General features: G+C 41.4%; 26 protein-coding genes. 4 read left to right on the forward strand and 22 right to left on the reverse strand.

What is annotated here, in order from left to right; genetic code table 11:
- Positions 1-186: 186 nt before the first annotated feature.
- From QM911_RS03220 to QM911_RS03285, 14 genes are all read right to left on the reverse strand, one after another.
- Complete coding sequence (locus QM911_RS03220; RefSeq protein ID WP_414267358.1) at positions 187-954, reverse strand: acetyl-CoA carboxylase carboxyl transferase subunit alpha; 768 nt, start codon at positions 952-954, stop codon at positions 187-189.
- A complete protein-coding gene (accD, locus tag QM911_RS03225) occupies positions 954-1,817 on the reverse strand; it encodes an acetyl-CoA carboxylase, carboxyltransferase subunit beta (protein ID WP_414313109.1) in 864 nt (287 codons plus the stop codon). The genes QM911_RS03220 and accD overlap by 1 nt, the downstream gene beginning before the upstream one ends.
- Positions 1,818-1,851: 34 nt before the next feature.
- Positions 1,852-3,219 (reverse strand): acetyl-CoA carboxylase biotin carboxylase subunit, encoded by a 1,368-nt coding sequence (accC, locus tag QM911_RS03230; protein ID WP_414313110.1) that lies wholly within the window; start codon positions 3,217-3,219, stop codon positions 1,852-1,854.
- 11 nt (positions 3,220-3,230) lie between these two features.
- Positions 3,231-3,653 (reverse strand): 3-hydroxyacyl-ACP dehydratase FabZ, encoded by a 423-nt coding sequence (gene fabZ / locus QM911_RS03235; RefSeq protein WP_006145014.1) that lies wholly within the window; start codon positions 3,651-3,653, stop codon positions 3,231-3,233.
- Positions 3,650-4,132: an acetyl-CoA carboxylase biotin carboxyl carrier protein gene (accB, locus tag QM911_RS03240; protein ID WP_414267359.1), complete on the reverse strand. Its 483-nt coding sequence runs from the start codon at positions 4,130-4,132 to the stop codon at positions 3,650-3,652. The genes fabZ and accB overlap by 4 nt, the downstream gene beginning before the upstream one ends.
- A 2-nt stretch (positions 4,133-4,134) precedes the next feature.
- On the reverse strand, positions 4,135-5,370 hold the full coding sequence (gene fabF / locus QM911_RS03245) for a beta-ketoacyl-ACP synthase II (RefSeq protein ID WP_061862707.1): 1,236 nt from the start codon (positions 5,368-5,370) through the stop codon (positions 4,135-4,137).
- A gap of 22 nt (positions 5,371-5,392) precedes the next feature.
- Positions 5,393-6,127, reverse strand: coding sequence for a 3-oxoacyl-[acyl-carrier-protein] reductase (gene fabG / locus QM911_RS03250; RefSeq protein ID WP_414313111.1), 735 nt, complete (start codon positions 6,125-6,127; stop codon positions 5,393-5,395).
- 32 nt (positions 6,128-6,159) lie between these two features.
- On the reverse strand, positions 6,160-7,080 hold the full coding sequence (fabD, locus tag QM911_RS03255) for an ACP S-malonyltransferase (protein WP_414313112.1): 921 nt from the start codon (positions 7,078-7,080) through the stop codon (positions 6,160-6,162).
- The gene (gene fabK, locus QM911_RS03260; protein ID WP_045763680.1) at positions 7,073-8,047 is read right to left on the reverse strand and encodes an enoyl-[acyl-carrier-protein] reductase FabK; all 975 of its coding nucleotides are present in this window, start codon (positions 8,045-8,047) and stop codon (positions 7,073-7,075) included. Before fabK ends, fabD begins: the two co-directional genes overlap by 8 nt.
- A 116-nt stretch (positions 8,048-8,163) precedes the next feature.
- Entirely contained in the window at positions 8,164-8,388 is a 225-nt protein-coding gene (locus QM911_RS03265; protein WP_000257840.1) for an acyl carrier protein, read from the reverse strand.
- Between the two features lie 56 nt (positions 8,389-8,444).
- Positions 8,445-9,419 carry a beta-ketoacyl-ACP synthase III gene (locus tag QM911_RS03270; RefSeq protein WP_414313113.1) on the reverse strand — a complete coding sequence of 325 codons (975 nt, stop codon included), beginning with the start codon at positions 9,417-9,419 and terminating at the stop codon, positions 8,445-8,447.
- Complete coding sequence (locus QM911_RS03275; protein ID WP_000386343.1) at positions 9,419-9,853, reverse strand: MarR family winged helix-turn-helix transcriptional regulator; 435 nt, start codon at positions 9,851-9,853, stop codon at positions 9,419-9,421. The genes QM911_RS03270 and QM911_RS03275 overlap by 1 nt, the downstream gene beginning before the upstream one ends.
- Before the next feature lie 91 nt (positions 9,854-9,944).
- Positions 9,945-10,730, reverse strand: coding sequence for an enoyl-CoA hydratase (locus tag QM911_RS03280; protein ID WP_223140606.1), 786 nt, complete (start codon positions 10,728-10,730; stop codon positions 9,945-9,947).
- A 110-nt stretch (positions 10,731-10,840) separates the two neighbouring features.
- Positions 10,841-11,398, reverse strand: a complete 558-nt coding sequence (locus QM911_RS03285; protein WP_414313114.1) for a hypothetical protein — start codon at positions 11,396-11,398, stop codon at positions 10,841-10,843.
- A gap of 158 nt (positions 11,399-11,556) precedes the next feature.
- Here QM911_RS03285 and QM911_RS03290 point away from each other — a divergent pair, with 158 nt between their 5' ends.
- The 3 genes from QM911_RS03290 (at position 11,557) to serS (ending at position 14,783) form a co-directional block, all read left to right on the forward strand.
- Positions 11,557-12,921 (forward strand): aspartate kinase, encoded by a 1,365-nt coding sequence (locus QM911_RS03290; protein WP_373094325.1) that lies wholly within the window; start codon positions 11,557-11,559, stop codon positions 12,919-12,921.
- A gap of 2 nt (positions 12,922-12,923) precedes the next feature.
- Positions 12,924-13,295: a DUF956 family protein gene (locus QM911_RS03295; RefSeq protein ID WP_301559768.1), complete on the forward strand. Its 372-nt coding sequence runs from the start codon at positions 12,924-12,926 to the stop codon at positions 13,293-13,295.
- A 213-nt stretch (positions 13,296-13,508) separates the two neighbouring features.
- Entirely contained in the window at positions 13,509-14,783 is a 1,275-nt protein-coding gene (serS, locus tag QM911_RS03300; RefSeq protein WP_006150289.1) for a serine--tRNA ligase, read from the forward strand.
- A 98-nt stretch (positions 14,784-14,881) separates the two neighbouring features.
- On the opposite strand, the gene groL is transcribed toward serS, so the two are convergent.
- From groL to QM911_RS03335, 7 genes are all read right to left on the reverse strand, one after another.
- On the reverse strand, positions 14,882-16,501 hold the full coding sequence (gene groL / locus QM911_RS03305) for a chaperonin GroEL (protein WP_223140602.1): 1,620 nt from the start codon (positions 16,499-16,501) through the stop codon (positions 14,882-14,884).
- A gap of 15 nt (positions 16,502-16,516) precedes the next feature.
- A complete protein-coding gene (gene groES / locus QM911_RS03310; protein WP_414313115.1) occupies positions 16,517-16,801 on the reverse strand; it encodes a co-chaperone GroES in 285 nt (94 codons plus the stop codon).
- Between the two features lie 156 nt (positions 16,802-16,957).
- Positions 16,958-17,353: a single-stranded DNA-binding protein gene (locus QM911_RS03315; protein ID WP_000282453.1), complete on the reverse strand. Its 396-nt coding sequence runs from the start codon at positions 17,351-17,353 to the stop codon at positions 16,958-16,960.
- Between the two features lie 74 nt (positions 17,354-17,427).
- Positions 17,428-18,189 (reverse strand): SDR family NAD(P)-dependent oxidoreductase, encoded by a 762-nt coding sequence (locus QM911_RS03320; RefSeq protein ID WP_414313116.1) that lies wholly within the window; start codon positions 18,187-18,189, stop codon positions 17,428-17,430.
- A 41-nt stretch (positions 18,190-18,230) separates the two neighbouring features.
- Positions 18,231-18,857, reverse strand: coding sequence for a YtpR family tRNA-binding protein (ytpR, locus tag QM911_RS03325; protein WP_414313117.1), 627 nt, complete (start codon positions 18,855-18,857; stop codon positions 18,231-18,233).
- 13 nt (positions 18,858-18,870) lie between these two features.
- Positions 18,871-19,188 carry a thioredoxin family protein gene (locus QM911_RS03330; protein WP_414313118.1) on the reverse strand — a complete coding sequence of 106 codons (318 nt, stop codon included), beginning with the start codon at positions 19,186-19,188 and terminating at the stop codon, positions 18,871-18,873.
- Positions 19,185-19,475: a DUF4651 domain-containing protein gene (locus tag QM911_RS03335; RefSeq protein WP_000850670.1), complete on the reverse strand. Its 291-nt coding sequence runs from the start codon at positions 19,473-19,475 to the stop codon at positions 19,185-19,187. Before QM911_RS03335 ends, QM911_RS03330 begins: the two co-directional genes overlap by 4 nt.
- 163 nt (positions 19,476-19,638) lie before the next feature.
- Here QM911_RS03335 and QM911_RS03340 point away from each other — a divergent pair, with 163 nt between their 5' ends.
- Positions 19,639-19,944, forward strand: coding sequence for a DUF898 family protein (locus QM911_RS03340; protein ID WP_414313119.1), 306 nt, complete (start codon positions 19,639-19,641; stop codon positions 19,942-19,944).
- 37 nt (positions 19,945-19,981) lie between these two features.
- Here QM911_RS03340 and QM911_RS03345 read toward each other — a convergent pair whose 3' ends face one another.
- The gene (locus tag QM911_RS03345) at positions 19,982-20,236 is read right to left on the reverse strand and encodes a DUF1912 family protein (RefSeq protein WP_004251830.1); all 255 of its coding nucleotides are present in this window, start codon (positions 20,234-20,236) and stop codon (positions 19,982-19,984) included.
- Positions 20,237-20,238 lie beyond the last annotated feature (2 nt).

Below are 20,238 nucleotides of genomic sequence, written 5' to 3' on the forward strand. Positions count from 1 at the left end.
GCTTTCCAAACATTGGAAGCTGTCATTGATAAGCTTCAAGAAGTTATTCTAGGACTGGAAAAAAATGTTTTAAAGTCAACTGTCAGCAGACAATGGACGAGGTTGCTTTTTGAAAATAATTGAGTATGAAATGAATTTTTGAGAGAAACCAAAAAGCTAGAACCTTTTTTAGTTCTAGCTTTCTTTTTAATACTTTCTAAAGCGTTGATAACGTTCTTCCAAAAGTTTCTCCAACGATAATTGTTTTAATTGTTCAATTTCTGTTTGAAGTTCATTTTTTACACGAGCTAGCAGCTCTTTGGCAGAGAGACCTCTCTCTGAAATAACCTTATCTACGACTTCCATCTCCAAAAGTTCATGGGAAGTGATTTTCATCAACTCAGCTGCTTCCATGGCACGCGTGCCATCTTTCCACAAGATGGAAGCAAAGCCTTCGGGACTGAGAACTGCATAGATAGAGTTTTCTAGCATCCAAACACGGTCAGCAACTGCTAGAGCTAGAGCTCCACCAGAGCCACCTTCACCAATAATAATGGCAATAATGGGCACTTTTAGGTCGCTCATCTCCATGAGGTTACGTGCAATGGCTTCACCTTGACCACGTTCTTCTGCGCCTACACCAGGATAGGCACCAGCAGTATTGATAAAGGTTACAATTGGACGACCAAACTTTTCTGCTTGTTTCATCAAACGAAGGGCTTTTCGATAACCTTCAGGATGAGGTTGACCAAAGTTACGGTTAAGATTATCTTGTAAACTTTTACCTTTTTGGATTCCAACAACAGTCACTGCTTGGTCTCCCAACCAACCGATACCACCAATAATAGCACCATCATCACGGAAGGAGCGATCCCCATGCAGCTCAATAAAATCATCAAAAATTCCTGTTGCGAAATCCAAGGCTGTTAGGCGAGTTTGTTCACGAGCTTCTCTAACGATTTTCGCAATATTCATCAACTCTCCCTCCTGTGTAGTCTTACTAATCGAGCAATCGTATCTGGCAATTCTCGTCGTTTAATAATTGCATCTACAAAACCATGTTCCAGTAAAAACTCTGCTTTCTGGAAGTCTTCTGGTAGGTCTTCTCTTACTGTATTTTCAATCACACGGCGTCCAGCAAAACCTACCAAACTTTGGGGTTCTGCCAAGATGATATCCCCTTCCATAGCGAAGGAAGCTGTTACTCCTCCAGTCGTCGGGTCTGTAAGGATTGTCAGATAAAAGAGACCTGCATTGGAATGACGTTTGACTGCGGCAGAGATTTTGGCCATCTGCATCAAGCTCATGATTCCTTCCTGCATTCGTGCTCCACCAGAAGCTGTAAACAATACGACAGGTAATTTTTCAGCGGTCGCATATTCGAACAAGCGAGTGATTTTCTCACCAACAACTGTCCCCATCGATGCCATGATAAAGTTAGAATCCATGATGCCAAGGGCAACCTTCTCTCCCTTAATCAAAGCTGTTCCTGTTACAACAGCCTCATCAAGACCTGTCTTTTCACGCATCAAAGTCAATTTTTTACGATAGCCTGGAAAATTCAAAGAATCCTGAGTCTCAATCCCTTTAAACATTTCCAAAAACGTCCCCATATCAATGGTTAAAGCTAAACGCTCTTGAGCTGAAATACGGAAGGTATAGCCACAGTGAGGGCATATACGCTCACTCCCCAAGTCCTTTTGGTAAATCGTATATTTGCAACCTGGACATTGGGAGAAGAGCTCATCTGGAACCTCTGGCTTGATCTGAGGTTGATTTACAGTCGAACGATTGGGATTGATTCGAATATATTTATCTTTTTTACTAAATAGAGCCATACATCCCCCTTTTCAGTCTCATACTCTTTTTACATTATTCTTTTTCTTGATAGTATGGTAAGAAAGTTTCCATCAAGAATGAAGTATCGTAGTCCCCTGCTATCACGCGACGATCTGAAATCAGATCAAGTTGGAAATCAGCATTGGTGACAACCCCTTCAATTTCGAGTTCATAAAGAGCTCGTTGCATTTTCATGAGAGCATCAAAACGATTTTCGCCATGAACAATAATTTTAGCAATCATACTATCATAGTATGGCGGAATGGTATACCCTGGATAAACTGCAGAATCTACACGTAAGCCAACACCACCACTCGGTAGATAAAGATTGGTAATCTTACCTGGACTTGGTGCAAAATTAAAGGCTGGGTTTTCCGCATTGATACGGCACTCAATAGCATGTCCTTTTAGAACAATATCTTCTTGCTTCAAAGTCAATGGTTGACCTGCTGCGATACGGATTTGTTCCTTGACAATATCCACACCAGATACAAATTCGGTTACTGGGTGTTCCACTTGGACACGCGTATTCATCTCCATAAAGTAGAATTTCCCACTTGCTTCATCTAGTAGGAATTCAATGGTACCAGCATTCTCGTAACCAACAGACTCCGCTGCACGAACTGCCGCTGCACCAATTTCATTACGAAGGGTTTTTCCAATAGCAATCGAAGGACTTTCTTCTAAAACCTTTTGGTTATTCCGTTGCAGCGAACAGTCACGCTCACCTAGGTGAACAACATGTCCCATTTGGTCAGCAAGAATCTGTACTTCAATATGGCGAGCAGGATAGATCACACGCTCAAGGTACATAGCTCCATTACCAAAGTTGGCTTTGGCTTCACTAGAGGCTGTTTCAAAGGCTGACACGAGATCTTCTGCTCTTTCAACCTTACGAATCCCTTTACCACCACCTCCAGCTGAAGCTTTCAGCATAACTGGATAACCAATTTTTTCGGCAATAGCCAGAGCCTCTTCTGCAGTATGGACTTCTCCATCTGATCCTGGAATGACAGGCACATTTGCCTTAATCATTTGAGCACGGGCGTTAATTTTATCTCCCATGATATCCATGACACGAGCTGATGGTCCGATAAATTTGATACCAACTTCTTCACACATGGTTGCAAACTTGGAATTTTCACTTAAAAAACCAAATCCAGGGTGAATAGCTTCAGCTTCAGTCAAGACCGCAGCTGATAGGATGGCATTGATGTTCAGATAAGATTCTGTAGCCTTCCCAGGGCCGATACAGATAGCCTCATCAGCCAAAAGCGTGTGGAGAGCTTCCTTGTCAGCAGTCGAATAGACAGCGACTGTTGCAATTCCTAATTCTCGTGCCGCACGAATAATACGAACAGCGATTTCACCACGATTGGCAATTAAAATCTTACGAAACATGGAAAACCTCCCTAGTTTCCAATAGCAAAGGTTAGAGTACCGCTTGCTGCAAGCTTACCATCTACTTCTGCCTTCGCTTCTACTACGGCGATTGTGCCACGACGTTTGACAAAAGTTGCTGTCATTACAAGCTGATCACCAGGAACAACTTGTTTCTTAAATTTCACTTTGTCCATACCAGCGTAGAAGACCAGCTTCCCTTTGTTCTCAGGTTTTGATAATTCCAAAACACCTGCTGTTTGTGCCAAAGCTTCCATGATCAAGACACCTGGCATCACAGGGTAGGCTGGAAAGTGTCCGTTGAAGAAAGGTTCGTTAATCGTTACATTTTTAATAGCAACAATTGTATCTTCACTAACTTCCAAAACACGATCCACTAAGAGCATAGGATAGCGGTGGGGCAAAGCTTCTTTAATTCCTTGAATATCAATCATTTGATACGTACCAAGCCTTTCCCGAACTCAACCATTTCTTCATTGGCAACAAGAATTTCTGTTACGACACCATCTTTAGGTGCTGGAATTTCGTTCATGACCTTCATAGCTTCGATGATGACCAAGGTTTGGCCTTTTTTAACAGTATCACCAACTGAAACAAAATTAGGTTTGTCTGGTCCCGCAGCCAAGTAAGCAACTCCAACCAGTGGACTCTCTATTAGATCTCCTTCAGCTACAGATTCGGTAGCGCTTGTTTCTGAAACTGCTTCTACAGCTGGTATTGAAGTTGGAGCTTGTGGTGTAGCTGTAGGTGCAGTTGCTGGAATCACAGGTTGAGGTGCTGGACTTGCTTCTGCAACAAGTTTTGCTTCATTCTTACTGAAGACCAACTCATCCGTTCCATTTTTATAAGAAAATTCTCTCAAGCTCGACTGGTCAAATTGCGCCATCAAGTCTTTGATTTCATTTAAATTCATTTTTACTTATTCTCCCAACGTTTGAAAGCAAGAACTGCATTATGCCCACCAAATCCAAAAGTGTTTGAGATAGCATAAGGAATTTCACGTTCCAAGCCTTGTCCATAAATAACATTTGCTTCAATGTAGTCTGATAGTTCTGTTGTTCCAGCTGTCATTGGAACATAGTTGTTACGGATGGCTTCAATTGTTGCAATTGCTTCAACTGCACCAGCTGCACCGAGCAAGTGTCCTGTAAATGACTTAGTTGAAGATACAGGTACTTCCTTACCAAGAACAGCTACAATCGCTCCACTTTCTCCCTTTTCATTAGCAGGAGTTGAGGTACCATGAGCATTGACATAGGCTACTTGGTCTGGTGTAATCTCAGCTTCGTCCAAGGCAAGTTTGATAGCTTTAATAGCCCCTTGACCTTCTGGATGTGGTGAAGTCATGTGGTAGGCATCACAAGTGTTACCGTAACCAACAACTTCAGCTAGAATAGTTGCTCCGCGTTTTTCAGCATGCTCTAAACTTTCAAGAACCAACATACCTGATCCTTCACCCATAACAAATCCATTACGATCCTTATCAAATGGAATAGAAGCACGAGTTGGATCCTCTGTTGTTGAAAGAGCTGTTAAGGCTTGGAAACCTGCAATCGCAAATGGAGTAATAGATGATTCTGAACCACCAACCAGCATGATATCTTGGAAACCAAATTTGATAGAACGGAAGGCATCCCCGATAGCATCATTTGATGAAGCACAAGCTGTATTGATAGATTTACAGATACCATTTGCCCCAAAGCGCATAGCAACATTCCCTGCCGCCATGTTTGGCAAAGCTTTTGGAAGTGTCAATGGTTTTACACGTTTTGGTCCCTTATCATGAAGTCGAAGCACTTGATCTTCGATTTCTTTAATCCCACCGATACCTGATGCAACGATGACACCAAAGCGGTCTCTATCAAGAGTCTCTACATCAAGATTAGCATTGTTCACTGCTTCTTGAGCTGCATACAAGGCATACAAAGAATAGTCATCAAAACGATTGGTATCTTTTTTTACAAAGTATTTATCAAACGGAAAATCCTGGATCTCTGCCGCATTATGAACATCAAAAGCACTGTGATCAAATTTGGTGATTTCACCAATTCCAATCTTTCCATTTTTAAGACTGTTCCAAAATTCTTCTGGTGTGTTCCCAATTGGAGATGTTAATCCATAACCTGTTACTACTACTCGATTTAGTTTCATTTTCATACCTCTATTTTAACTCTTATTGCATGGTTAGTCCACCATCAATTGCAATGACCTGTCCCGTTAGATAATCCTGACTTGCAAGAAAGACTGTCACCTCTGCGACCTGCTCTGCTTGGCCAAATTGTTTCATCGGAATTTGTGCTAACATGGCATCTTTGACCTTATCAGATAGAACAGCAGTCATATCTGATTCGATCATTCCTGGCGCAATAGCATTTACTCTCACATTACGATTAGCAACTTCACGTGCTACTGATTTAGTAAATCCAATCAAACCAGCCTTGGAAGCAGCGTAGTTGGCTTGACCGATATTTCCCATCAGACCAACAACACTAGACATATTGATGATAGCACCTTCGCGTGCTTTTATCATCGGTTTCAAGACTGATTGTGTCATATTGAAAGCGCCTGTCAGGTTGACTTTCAAGACCTTCTCAAAATCTTCTTCCGTCATCTTAAGCATGAGAGTATCTTGAGTAATCCCAGCATTATTCACTAGGACATCAACTGAACCCAGCTCTTCAATGGTTTGGTCTACCATACGTTTTGCGTCCGCAAAATCAGAAACGTCACCAGAAATAGCAAGAACCTTCACACCGTATGGTTTAAACTCGTTTAGAAGCTCCTCGGAGATTTCACCACGACTATTCAAGACAACGTTAGCTCCCAAGCTAGCAAATTTATGAGCAATGGCTAGACCAATTCCTCGACTTGAGCCTGTAATAAAGACATTTTTCTGTTCTAGTTTCATTTTTCTCCTTTCAGAACTTCTACCATTTTGGTCTAATTTTCTAAGAGTGCTAGTAAACTTGCCTGATCCTCCACATTAGCAAGTTGAGCTGTTTTATCAATCTTTTTGACGAATCCTGACAAAACTTTACCAGGTCCAATCTCGATAAAACGAGTGACACCCGCTTCTTGCATGACTGCAATACTTTCATAAAAACGGACAGGTTCCTTAACTTGACGAATCAAGAGTTCTACAATTCGTTCTTTTTCCATAACCTTCGCTTCTGTATTGCCAACAAGTGGACAAGCAAAGTCAGAAAATTCAACATCTTCTAAGGCTTGTGCTAATTTTTGACTAGCAGGTTCCAATAAAGCTGTATGGAAAGGTCCAGAAACATTTAGAGGAATCAAGCGTTTTGCTCCCGCTTCTTGCAAAAGTTCAACTGCACGATCTACTGCAGCTACCTCCCCACCAATAACAATCTGGCTTGGAGTGTTGTAGTTAGCTGGAGTTACAACACCAAATTGAGAAGCTTCTTGACAAGCTTGTTCGATAACTTCAACTGGTGTATTGAGGACAGCCACCATTTTTCCTGATCCTGCTGGTGCTGCTTCTTCCATATAAGACCCACGTTTAGCAACTAGAGCCACTGCAGCTTCAAAATCCAAGGCACCACTAGCTACGAGGGCAGAATATTCTCCAAGAGACAAACCTGCCACCATATCTGGTTGGTAACCTTTCTCCTTTAGTAGTCGGTAAATGGCAACGGATGTAGCCAAAATAGCTGGTTGCGTGTAACGAGTCTGATGTAGCTTTGTTTCATCATTATCAATCAAGTCACGGAGGTCATAGCCTAATACTTGGCTAGCTTGGTCGATTGTTTCCTTGACGATAGCATATTGGTCGTATAACTCGCGACCCATTCCAAGGTACTGGGCTCCTTGACCTGCAAATAGAAAGGCTGTTTTAGTCATTTCTTGTAACTCCTGCCCAACGAGCAGCTTCTGCTTGAATCTTTTCAGCTGCACCGTAGTAAATATCTTTTAAGATTTCTTCAACAGTTTCTTCTTTAGATACCAAACCTGCAATCTGGCCGGCCATCACTGAACCGCCATCCACATCCCCATGGACAACTGCTTTAGCTAAGGCTCCTGCGCCCATCTGCTCAAAAATTTCTAAATCTGGATTTTCTTGTTTAAAGGCATCTTTTTCAGCTTGCTCGAAATCACGAGTCAATTTGTTTTTAATGGCACGAACTGCGTGTCCAAAATGTTGTGCCGAAATCGTTGTATCAATATCACGAGCTTTTAAAATTTTAGCTTTATAGTTTGGATGGGCATTTGATTCTTTAGCAACTACAAAACGAGTTCCTACTTGCACAGCCTCTGCACCAAGCATAAAGCCAGCAGCAGCTCCTTCACCGTCTGCAATACCGCCAGCAGCGATAACAGGAATAGAAACAGCAGCTGCAACTTGACGAACCAAGGTCATAGTTGTTAGTTTACCGATGTGTCCACCTGCTTCCATACCTTCTGCAATAACAGCGTCTGCACCGATTTTTTCCATCCGTTTAGCCAAAGCAACACTAGGAACTACTGGAATAACGGTGATTCCCGCTTCATGGAATCGCTCCATGTATTTACTTGGGTTTCCTGCGCCAGTTGTGACTACTTTAACCCCTTCTTCAATGACGAGGTCAACAATATCATCAACAAATGGAGACAGAAGCATAATGTTGACACCAAAAGGCTTGTCTGTTAAAGATTTAATCTTATCGATATTAGCCTTAACCACTTCTTTAGGAGCATTTCCTCCACCGATGATACCTAGACCACCTGCTTTTGAAACAGCTCCAGCAAGGTCACCATCTGCAACCCAGGCCATTCCACCTTGGAAGATAGGATATTTAATATTCAATAATTCTGTAATACGTGTTTTCATAGTGCCTCCATATGTCTTGCTTACGTAATAGTTCGACTACATTATAATTTGACAGTCAAACTATTACCTAAACAAGAGGGAGCGGGGCCCCCCTACTCCTTCTTCATTTATTTTAATTATTTTGTTTGCTCTTCAACGTAAGCAACCAAGTCACCAACTGTTTTCAAGTTGTCTTCAGCTTCGATTTGGATATCAAAAGCATCTTCAATTTCTGAAATTACTTGGAACAAGTCCAATGAATCTGCATCCAAATCATCAAAAGTAGATTCAAGTGTTACTTCTGATGCGTCTTTCCCAAGTTCTTCAACGATAATTTCTTGTACTTTTTCAAATACTGCCATGATAGACTCCTTTAAAATAAATAGTTTTTATAACAATGTGTTCACCACATGATTACCTAAATTGTAACAATAAGCGTGCCCCATGTCAAACCTCCACCGAAGCCTGACAAGAGAATTTTTTGGCTACCATCCAAACGAATGAGCCCTTCCTCTACACACTCTGAAAGTAGGATCGGAATACTTGCCGCACTGGTATTTCCATACTTGGTCATATTGGCAGGAAGCTTGTCTCGATCTACACCGATCTTTCTAGCCATCTTATCTAGAATGCGGATATTAGCTTGATGAAGCAAGAGATAGTCTAGTTCTTCTGCCGACAGAGGACTCTCTTCTATGGTGTTTTTTATAGACTTAGCAACATCTCGAATCGCAAAATCAAAAACTGCTCGGCCATCCATTCTCAAGAAAGCATCGGGCTTTTCTTGATTTGAAAATGGTGAAGTTAAACCAGTCTGTCCAAAGGTCAAACACTCACTACGCGAACCATCGCTATTGAGACTCTCCGCTAGGAAATGTGGCTCTTCGCTTGCTTCTAACAAGATGCCCCCAGCTCCATCTCCAAATAGGACAGCTGTTGAGCGATCCGACCAGTCTAAAGCTTTTGACATGGTTTCACTACCGATAACTAGACCCTTACGATAAGCTCCTGAAGAGATAAACTTCTCTGCAGTTGATAGGGCAAAGATAAAGCCACTACAGGCAGCTGTTAAGTCATAGGCAAAAGCCTTATGAGCGCCGATTTTAGCCTGAACACGAGCGGCTGTTGAAGGCATCATCGAGTCAGGTGTCATCGTAGCTAGAATGATAAAATCCAACTCTTCAGCAGAAATCCCTGACTTCTCTAAGAGTTGTTTTGCAACTGCCGTTGCCAAATCTCCAGTTGATTCTGTCTTAGAAATGCGACGTTCCTTAATCCCAGTTCGACTTGAAATCCATTCATCACTCGTATCCATAACCTGAGCTAAATCCTCATTTGTGATAATCTGCTCTGGTACATAATGAGCAACCTGGCTTATTTTTGCAAAAGCCATTATTTCAAATCCTCCAAAAATTGATAAAGATTGGTCAAACCTTTACTCATGACGTCCATTTCCTCTGGGCTCATGCCTTCGATAATTCTTTCGACCATGGCCTTGTGGAAACGTTTATGGAGACGATGTACGAGTCGACCTTTCTTAGTCAAATGCAGATGTACTACACGACGATCCTGATCTGAACGTAAGCGTTCGATGTAACCTTTTCGTTCCAAGTTGTTCAAGCTAGTTGTCACTGTTCCTAGAGTTACCATCAGCTCTTTGGACACTTGACTCGGTGTCACATCTGGAAACTTACCAATCACATCAATCGTGTGCATTTCCTTGATAGAGATGTCCTTGAAACGACTACCTCGCAAACTTACTTCCTCAATCACCAGGACGTTATTAAAAATAGATGTTAAATAGTCATTGATCCGTTGGTAGTCCAATTCTCTTCCCTCCCTTATCAAAAAAGTTTAACTATCAAAACATTTGACAAAAAAAGTATATCAAACTTCAAAGAATTGTGCAAGTATTTTTTTATTTTCCGATAAATTTTGGACGTCTTCTCTCAGAATGTGCACGAACACCTTCTTTGAAATCCTCCGTATAAGATAGAGATTTTTGCAATTCCAATTCTAGCTGTGCGTACTCGTGCCACTGCTTAAATTCGCTCTCCCAGACTAACTTCTTAACAGCTGCATAGGAGTTAGAAGAACCTCGTCTCAACTTCTTCAATAGTTGCTCTCTTGTCTTTTCTAATTGATCACTAGCACAAAGACGGTAGACAGCTCCAGCTTCAAGTGCTTTTTCTGCTGTGAAAGCTTCACCCGTCATAGCTAATTGCGTTGCCCGAGTCGCACCAAGTGATCGTGTAAGCAAGAATAAACCTCCCGCGTCTGGAGCCAAGCCCACACCTACAAAGGCCTGGATGAATTTAGCTTTGTCAGAAGCAATACAGAAATCAACTGCCAAGGCCATATTAGCTGCTGCCCCAGCAACTGCTCCATCCACCTCCATAATGACTGGTTTAGGAATTTGTTTAATCTTATAGGAAATCGTATTTACTAACTCCGCAATTTGGGTGAGGGAGGCAATATCATCCTCATCGACAGCACGTTTCATTTCTACTAGATCGCCCCCAACAGAGAAGACTTTGCCGGCAGCATTAATGAGAACAAACGAAACCGAAGCATCTTTTTCAGCTAATTCCAATGCTTCAAGAATTTCTTGACACATAGGAATATGAAAACCATTTGCCACCTCGGGACGATTTAAAGTTAGTATCGCTAAATCGTCTTGAACTTGATAGAGAATATGATTCATAGCCACTCCTTTTAATTTGCAACGATATTTAAATTATTTTATTTTCAAATTATATCTTTTTCCAGCTTATTAGACAAGAGAAAAATCGACCGAAAGTGTCTCGGCCGATTTTAAAAGCTTAGTTTAGTCTCTAAAAATGAAGGAAAACCAGTACTTGCATCATCTTTGAAATCATAAATGACTTCAAGCATCCGCCCTCCTTCTCTCTGATAGAGCTGTTCTTTGTTGAATCCTTTATGGTAGAATTCTCCTGAAACCATGTAAAAAATACGATTTGGATCTTCTAGGTAGGCAAAAAGATTCCCTGTAAAAGGAGTTTCCTTATCCCCGTCCTTGTTGACCAGACTTACAGCTAAGAGTTTCGTGATTCCTCTAAATTGTCCACTTTCATCTGTTCGACAGTAAAACTTGACTCTAGCTTCATAGTTAGGATTGACGATAATCTTTTCAGAGAGAATTCGATAAGTCCTTGACTTACTATCTGAAAAATCGATAGATAAGATAATTTTAGCCCTCTCAACTGATATCTGACCTTCCTGAGCATACTCAATCGCTAATTCTTCTCCGGTCAAACGACCTCTGGGAAGAGAATGATAAGTTGCTCCGATACTTGTAGGAATCATCACGAAGGTGAGGAATAGTATTAAACAAAACACTCTTTTAATCATCTTTCCCAACTCCTTTCATCAGAAGAGTCTTTCCCCCTACACCTTCATTATAAGCTTTCCTGATGAGACATTCAAACAATTATATAGGACATTTTCCAGATTGAAAAAAGCCCCTCTTTCTGCTATAATCGTATAAAATACTTACTTTAGGAGTTCTTATGAAGGTTGTTAAATTTGGTGGAAGCTCGCTTGCCTCTGCTAGTCAATTAGAAAAAGTTTTAAATATTGTCAAAAGTGACCCAGAACGTCGTTTTGTGGTTGTATCTGCCCCTGGTAAACGTAATTCTGAAGATACTAAGGTTACAGATGCCTTGATTAAATACTACCGCGACTATGTAGCCGGAAATGACATTAGCAAAAGCCAAAACTGGATTATTGATCGCTATGCTGCTATGGTTAGCGAATTAGGTCTTAAACCAGCCGTTTTAGACAAAATTTCAAAAAGCATTCGCTCTCTAGCTACTCTTCCAATTGAAGATAATAAGTTTCTCTATGATACCTTTCTAGCAGCTGGAGAAAATAACAATGCCAAGTTGATTGCAGCCTACTTTAACCAAAATGGCTTGGAAGCGCGTTATGTTCATCCTAGAGAAGCTGGTATCGTTGTGACAAGCGAACCTGGAAATGCACGTATCATCCCATCAAGTTACGATAAAATCGAGGAATTGACAAATTCAACTGAAGTTCTTGTTATCCCTGGTTTCTTCGGTGTTACGAAAGAAGACCAAATTTGTACCTTCTCACGTGGGGGTTCAGATATCACTGGTTCTATCATCGCTGCTGGTGTCAAGGCTGACCTCTATGAAAACTTTACGGATGTAGACGGAATCTTTGCAGCTCACCCTGGTATTATCCATAAGCCACACTCTATCCCTGAATTGACCTACCGTGAAATGCGTGAATTGGCCTATGCTGGATTCTCTGTACTCCATGACGAAGCTCTCTTGCCAGCCTACCGTGGGAAAATTCCTCTTGTCATTAAAAATACCAACAATCCAGACCACCCAGGTACTCGCATTGTGCTACAACATAGCAGCGACAAATTCCCAGTTGTTGGGATCGCTGGTGATTCTGGCTTTGTCAGCATTAATATGTCTAAGTATCTGATGAACCGCGAAATCGGTTTTGGTCGTAAAGTTCTTCAGATTCTTGAGGACCTTAATATTGGTTGGGAACACATGCCAACTGGTATCGATGACCTGTCTATCATCTTACGTTCACGAGAATTGACTCCGATCAAGGAAGAAGAAATCCTTCGTCAATTAGTCCAAAAAGCAGAGGTAGACCACGCTGAAATCGAACACGACCTCTCTATCATTATGATTGTTGGGGAAAAAATGAAGCGTCATATCGGGGTAACTGCTACAGCCACTCGTGCCTTATCTGAAAACAACATCAACATCCAAATGATGTCACAAGGTTCTAGTGAAGTTTCTATCATGTTTGTTGTCCACAAAGACCAAGAAAAAGCCGCTCTTAAAGCTCTCTACCAAGCATTTTTCGGTGAAAATAAGGAAGACTAAACATGGCACAATCCCTCAATAAGGTCGTCGACTTGCAAACAACTGGAACATCCTATCTCTCCATTACAGGAAAGGTTGGAAAATTTCTGGTCGGAGATCATGCCCTAGAATTTTACTCAGATCGTAATGTCGAGGACTATATTCAAATCCCATGGTCCAGCATTAATCAAATCGGAGCCAATGTTTCAGGCCGCAAGGTTAGTCGGCATTTTGAAGTCTTTACAGATCAAGGAAAATTCCTCTTCGCCTCAAAAGACTCTGGAAAAATTCTTAAAATAGCTCGTGAAAAACTGGGAAATGACAAGGTAGTCAAACTTCCTACCTTAATCCAAATCATTGGCCGAAAAATTAAAAATCTATTTGCAAAAAAATAGAAAGTTTAGTATAATCATAGAAACGGATAAGTAGGTTACTTCCTTCTTTCAGAAAGTCTGCGGGTGCTGCGAGCAGATAGAAGATTTAATTGAAATTCTACCGTTGTTTTAAATCAAATACAGAATCAAGTGCACACCTGTGAAGTTGGATGGAACCGTGGCCCTGCCACTCCAACGCTTTGTCAGGTGTGCTTTTTTCATAAAGGAGTTTATATGTTAGATATCAAACGTATTCGTACAGACTTTGATGCTGTTGCAGAAAAACTAGCTACACGTGGTGTAGATGCTGCTATCTTGAACGAGATGAAAGAAATCGATGCCAAACGACGTGACATCTTGGTTAAGGTTGAAACCCTCAAGGCTGAACGTAACACAGTTTCTGCTGAGATTGCCCAAGCTAAACGTAACAAGGAAAATGCTGACGATAAGATTGCAGCTATGCAAACCCTCTCTGCCGAGGTAAAAGCTCTTGATGCTGAATTGGCTGAAATCGATGCGAAATTGACAGAATTTACTACTACACTTCCAAATATCCCCGCTGACAGCGTGCCTATCGGAGCAGACGAAGACGATAACGTAGAGGTTCGCCGTTGGGGAACTCCTCGCGAGTTTGGCTTCGAACCAAAAGCTCACTGGGATCTTGGAGAAGACCTTGGTATTCTTGACTGGGAACGTGGTGGAAAGGTAACTGGAGCTCGTTTCCTCTTCTATAAAGGACTTGGAGCTCGCTTAGAACGTGCTATCTACAACTTCATGTTGGATGAGCACGGAAAAGAAGGTTACACTGAAGTTATCACACCTTACATGGTCAACCATGATTCTATGTTTGGTACTGGTCAATATCCAAAATTCAAGGAAGATACGTTTGAATTGAAAGATACGAACTACGTCCTCATTCCTACAGCTGAAGTTCCTCTGACCAACTACTACCGTGATGAAATTCTTGATGGAAAAGACTTGCCAATCTACTTTACTGCTATGAGTCCATCATTCCGTTCTGAAGCTGGTTCAGCTGGTCGTGATACTCGTGGTTTGATTCGTTTGCACCAATTCCACAAGGTTGAAATGGTGAAATTTGCCAAACCTGAAGAGTCATACGAAGAACTAGAAAAGATGACAGCCAACGCTGAAAACATCCTTCAAAAACTCAACCTTCCATACCGTGTGGTTGCTCTCTCTACTGGAGATATGGGCTTCTCTGCTGCTAAGACTTATGACTTGGAAGTATGGATCCCTGCGCAAAATACCTACCGTGAAATCTCAAGCTGTTCAAATACAGAAGATTTCCAAGCTCGTCGTGCCCAAATCCGTTACCGTGATGAAGCCGATGGTAAGGTTAAACTTCTTCATACTTTGAATGGTTCTGGACTTGCTGTTGGACGTACAGTCGCTGCTATCCTTGAAAACTATCAAAACGAAGATGGTTCTGTGACCATTCCAGAAGTTCTTCGTCCATACATGGGTGGAGCTGAAGTTATCAAACCATAATTAAATAAATGTAAAAAGAGGAGGCTGAGCTTCCTCTTTTTGAGTAATTCAAAAGAAACAGGTAGAAATCTTTCATTCTACCTGTTTTTATTTATTTCTTAGTAACCACCCATCATAGATGGATCCATAGCTGGCGCTGGTGCAGCGGGTTCTGGTTTGTTAGCTACGACTGCTTCTGTTGTTAGAATCAAGCTTGCTACTGAAGCTGCGTTCTGAAGGGCTGAACGACTAACCTTAACAGGATCGATAATTCCTGCTTCAATCATGTTGACCCATTCACCTGTTGCAGCATTGAAGCCTGTTCCAAGCTCTGCATTTTTCAAACGATCAATAACAATTGAACCTTCATATCCTGCATTGTAAGCGATTTGACGTACAGGTTCTTCCAAGGCACGAAGAACAATGTTACGTCCTGTTGCTTCATCACCTTCTAACTCCAAGGCAGCAACAGCAGAGATAACATTAACAAGGGCAGTACCACCACCTGCAACGATACCTTCTTCAACAGCTGCACGAGTCGCGTTAAGAGCATCTTCGATACGGAGTTTCATTTCTTTCAACTCAGTTTCAGTTGCAGCACCGACCTTGATAACTGCTACCCCGCCTGACAATTTAGCCAAGCGTTCTTGGAGTTTTTCACGGTCGAATTCTGAAGTTGTTGTTTCAATTTGTGATTTGATGACAGCAACACGGTTAGCAATTGCTTCAGGATTACCTGCACCTTCAACAATGACTGTGCTATCTTTATCAACAGACACTTTAGCTGCTTGACCAAGCGCTTCGATAGTAGCATCTTTCAATTCAAGACCAAGATCTTCTGTAATAACAGTTCCGCCTGTCAAAATTGCGATGTCTTCCAACATAGCCTTGCGTCGGTCACCAAATCCTGGTGCCTTAACAGCAACTACGTTGAAGGTTCCACGGATCTTGTTCAAAACAAGAGTTGGAAGAGCTTCACCGTCAACATCATCTGCAATAATCAAGAGTGGACGGCTACTTTGAAGAATACTTTCTAGCAGTGGTAAAATTTCTTGGATATTTGAGATTTTCTTGTCAGTAATTAAAATGTATGGATTTTCAAGGTCTGCAACCATTTTTTCATTATCAGTAACCATGTACTGAGATAGATAACCACGGTCAAACTGCATTCCTTCTACAACTTCAAGCTCTGTTTCCATCCCACGTGATTCTTCAATGGTGATGACTCCATCTTTGCCGACTTTTTCCATGGCTTCAGAGATGTACTCACCAACTTTTTCAGAGCGAGAGGATACGGCAGCAACTTGTGCGATAGCTTCTTTGTTGGCAACAGGAATAGCATTGTTCTTCAAGGCTTCTACAGCTGAAGAAACCGCTGCTTCAATTCCACGACGGATACCGATTGGGTTTGCGCCAGCCGTAACGTTTTTAATCCCTTCACGAACAATGGCCTGAGTCAATACTGTTGCAGTAGTTGTCCCGTCACCAGCGATGTCATTGGTTTTAGAAGCCACTTCTGACACCAATTTGGCACCCATATTTTCAAAATGGTCTTCTAGTTCGATTTCTTTAGCGATGGTCACACCATCATTGGTAATCAATGGTGAACCGAATGATTTTTCAAGAACAACATTACGTCCTTTAGGCCCCAAGGTTACTTTAACTGTATCAGCTAGGATATCAACACCACGTACCATAGCTGAACGTGCATCAGATGAAAATTTAATGTCTTTTGCCATACTTACTTCCTCCTATTATTCTTCCACGATTGCTAAGATGTTAGCTTCACCAACGATGACATATTTTTCGTCACCATCTTTGACCTCGATACCTGCATGAGCTTCAACCAAGACACGGTCTCCAGCTTTAACACTTGGAGCAACCAAGTCACCGTTCAAGGTGCGAACACCTTGTCCAGTAGCCACTACTGTAGCTGTTTTCGTTTCTTCTTGGGCTGATTTTGCGAGGACAAAGCCTCCGACTGTTTGTTCTTTCTCTTCAATTTTCAAGACCACACGGTCCCCTAATGGTTTCAACATCTGTTTTCCTCCATAACATAATCATATTGTTAGCACTCTTTACGAACGAGTGCTAAACCATAGTTCTATTGTATCACTTAGTCAGAAATAGTCAAGAAAAAAAGTCTGATTTATAGCACAAAAAGAGTTGGAGAAAATTCTCAAACTCTTGTCATTTTAAAATGGAAGTTCCTCTTCTTCCAAAACCAAATCTGCTAAGTCTTGTCCTGCATTATTTTCACGCATAGCACGTTGGGCACGGCTTTCTAAGAGTTGGAAACCTGTACAGAGAACTTCTGTTACATAGTTGGTCTGGCCATTCTTCTCAAACTTACGGGTACGAAGTTCCCCATCCACAGAAATGAGACTACCCTTGCTTCCATAACTAGCCAAGGTTTCAGCCAATTTGCCCCAGACCACAATATTGATGAAGTCTGCTTCACGTTCCCCATTTTGATCTTTATAACGGCGATTCACTGCGATAGTTGCTCGTGCAACGGACTTATCATTGTTGGTTTTGTGCAATTCTGGTGTAGACGTCAAACGTCCGATCATAATAACTTTATTATACATTTTTTCATCCTCCTACTTATCTATTCGAAGGAAATCAAAAAAAGTTACAAAATTTGTAACTTTTTTAAATAATGTTAATCTCTGTGAATCATAAATCCAGTTGCTTGTTGATTGGCCATGATGGTCATATCTGTAATTTGCACACGACGAGGTTGGCTGGTCACATAAACCACAGCATCTGCGATATCTTGTGCCTGCAAGGCTTCGAGCCCCTGATAGACCGTTGCAGCCCGTGCCTCATCTCCATGGAAACGGACTTTTGAAAAATCAGTTTCTACAATTCCTGGCTGAATAGTGGTCACCTTGATATCTGTCGCAATGGTGTCAATCCTTAAGCCATCCGAAAAGGTTTTAACTGCAGCCTTGGTTGCTGAATAGACTGCTGCACCCGCATAGGCGTAAATACCTGCAGTAGAGCCCATATTGATAATATGCCCTTGATTAGCTGCTACCATGGAAGGTAAGAGGCAACGCGTAACTGCCATCAAACCCTTGACATTAGTATCCAGCATGGTCAACATATCCAACTCATCATAGTCCTGATATGGAGCTAATCCTAAAGCAAGTCCAGCGTTATTAACTAAAACATCAATCGAACCTACTGCTTCAAGAATATCTGAACAAACAGCCTTAACCATGCTCATATCTGTTACATCTAGCGGAAAGGTCCAAACATTTTGATTTGGAAAGGCTCCAGCGAACTCTGTTTTTAGAGCTTTGAGTCTTTCTGTTCGGCGACCTGTGAGAACGATATTCTCACCTTTTTCTAGATAAGCACGCGCGATTGCTTCACCAATTCCTGATGTTGCACCTGTAATGACTACATTTTTTGCCATCTTATTTCCCTCAAGCGAACAGCATAGATAACTGTTACGGATTAAGCTGTCCAATGTTTAGCTGGATTGAACGGAGTCCCAACAACTTGGTCGTCTGACAATTCAATGATACCACGTTTTTGCGGAGCATTTGGCAAGGCGAGTTCACGAGGGCTACACATCATCCCAAAACTCTTTTCACCACGAAGTTCCCCTGGAAAAATGAGATTGCCTTTTGGCATCATGGCTCCAGGAAGAGCAACAATGGTTTTCAAACCAACACGTGCATTGGGAGCACCTGCCACGATTTGTACTGTTTTGTCATTCCCAACAGCAACTTGACAGATATTCAAGTGGTCACTATCTGAATGTGCAACCATTTCTACAATCTCACCAACCACAAATTTTGGTTCCTTGTCGTTAATGATTTCTTCAGAAAAACCTTGTGCCTGCAATTCTTGGTTCAAACGAGCCACTTGGTCGTCTGTTAGAAATACTTGGCCACGTTCCTCAATTTCGAATAAGCTAGAAACTTCAAAAATATTCCAAGCAACAGTTTCACCTGTTTCCTTTAGGAAAACACGCGCCACATTGCCTTTACGTTCAACATCTAGTTTAGCATCGCCACTGTTTTTCACGATGACCATAAGGACATCACCGACATGTTCTTTGTTATATGTAAAAATCATTCTTTCTTTTCTCCTATTTTAATCCTGCTAAAAAGTCGTTAATTTGTGCCTTGGTTTTACGGTCACGATTGACAAAGCGCCCAATCTCCTTGTCCTTATCTAAGACAACAAGACTTGGAATCCCGTAAACATCCCAAAGTTTAGCTAGTTCCATGTACTCATCACGGTCTACTCGTATAAAGGTAAACTCTGGATTTGATTCTTCAATCTCTGGCAAGGCAGGGTAGATATAACGACAATCGCCACACCAATCCGCAACAAAAAGGAAGACCTTCTTGCCATCCTGCTCTACTAGATTTGCTAATTCTTCGATACTCTTAGGAGAAATCATAAGACTTCCTCCTCATAGATGAGATCTTCATCTTCATAGACAAAGGTATAGTGACGACCATCTTCAAAAATGACACCACCAACGAGACGTTCTAGGCTACTTTCGTACACTTGGACATAGAGAGTCGCTATCTCACCCATCTCTGAAAAGGAGTCACGCACAATAGCGGTCAACTCTTCCTGCGTTTTCATGAGTTTGTGGTCATCGGCTACTTTCTTAGCTCCAAAAGCAAGTGCTCCGAGGCCTACTAATGCCAAACCTGTTTTAATGATATTTTTCGTTTTCATGCTAACATTGTAACACAAAAAGATAAGTAGGACAAATCGTGAATGCTATTTTCGTTTGAACTATAGTTCCTCATTTCAAGAAATATTGATTCCTATCTCCTCCTATGGTACAATACCTCAAAGTAATGATTTACTTATCCATAAAATTCTAAGGAGACTCTAAATGAACAAAGAAAGTTATTTTGACGGTGGATTACTCAGCTTTATCGGGCACTGGATTGTCGCTTTTTTCATCATCGCCTTAACTCTAGGAATTGCCACACCTTGGGCCGTTTATTTTATGCAAGATTGGAAAGTCCGACATACTGGCATCGATGGTCAACGTTTATATTTTGATGGAACTGGCGCCCAGTTATTTGGAAATTGGATCAAATGGTTCTTACTGACGATTATCACTCTTGGAATCTATTCATTTTGGTTAAAAATAAAAACAGAACAATGGATTACCAAGCATACCCATCATATGTAAAAAGTGCGGTTTATAGACCACACTCTTTTTATAGCTCTTAATAATTTCTCTCACCAAACAAACCTTCTGGTAAATCATGGAATCCCTTGCCTGCCTTGAAATTTTCAAACTTGCCTAGCAAGAACTGGTAGGCATCCAAGCGGCTTTCATAGCGAATCATGGCATCTTTAGCCCGCTCATCTTGATCTTCTTCATAGACCTTTTGGCTTTCCTTGAGCGCCATATCATTAATCATGATTTGGGTATTAACCCAGGCTTCAAATTCCTTCATAAATTCTTGTTCGTAACTCATTG

Source organism: Streptococcus infantis (genome assembly GCF_047460825.1).
Taxonomy (GTDB): Bacteria; Bacillota; Bacilli; order Lactobacillales; family Streptococcaceae; genus Streptococcus; species Streptococcus infantis_V.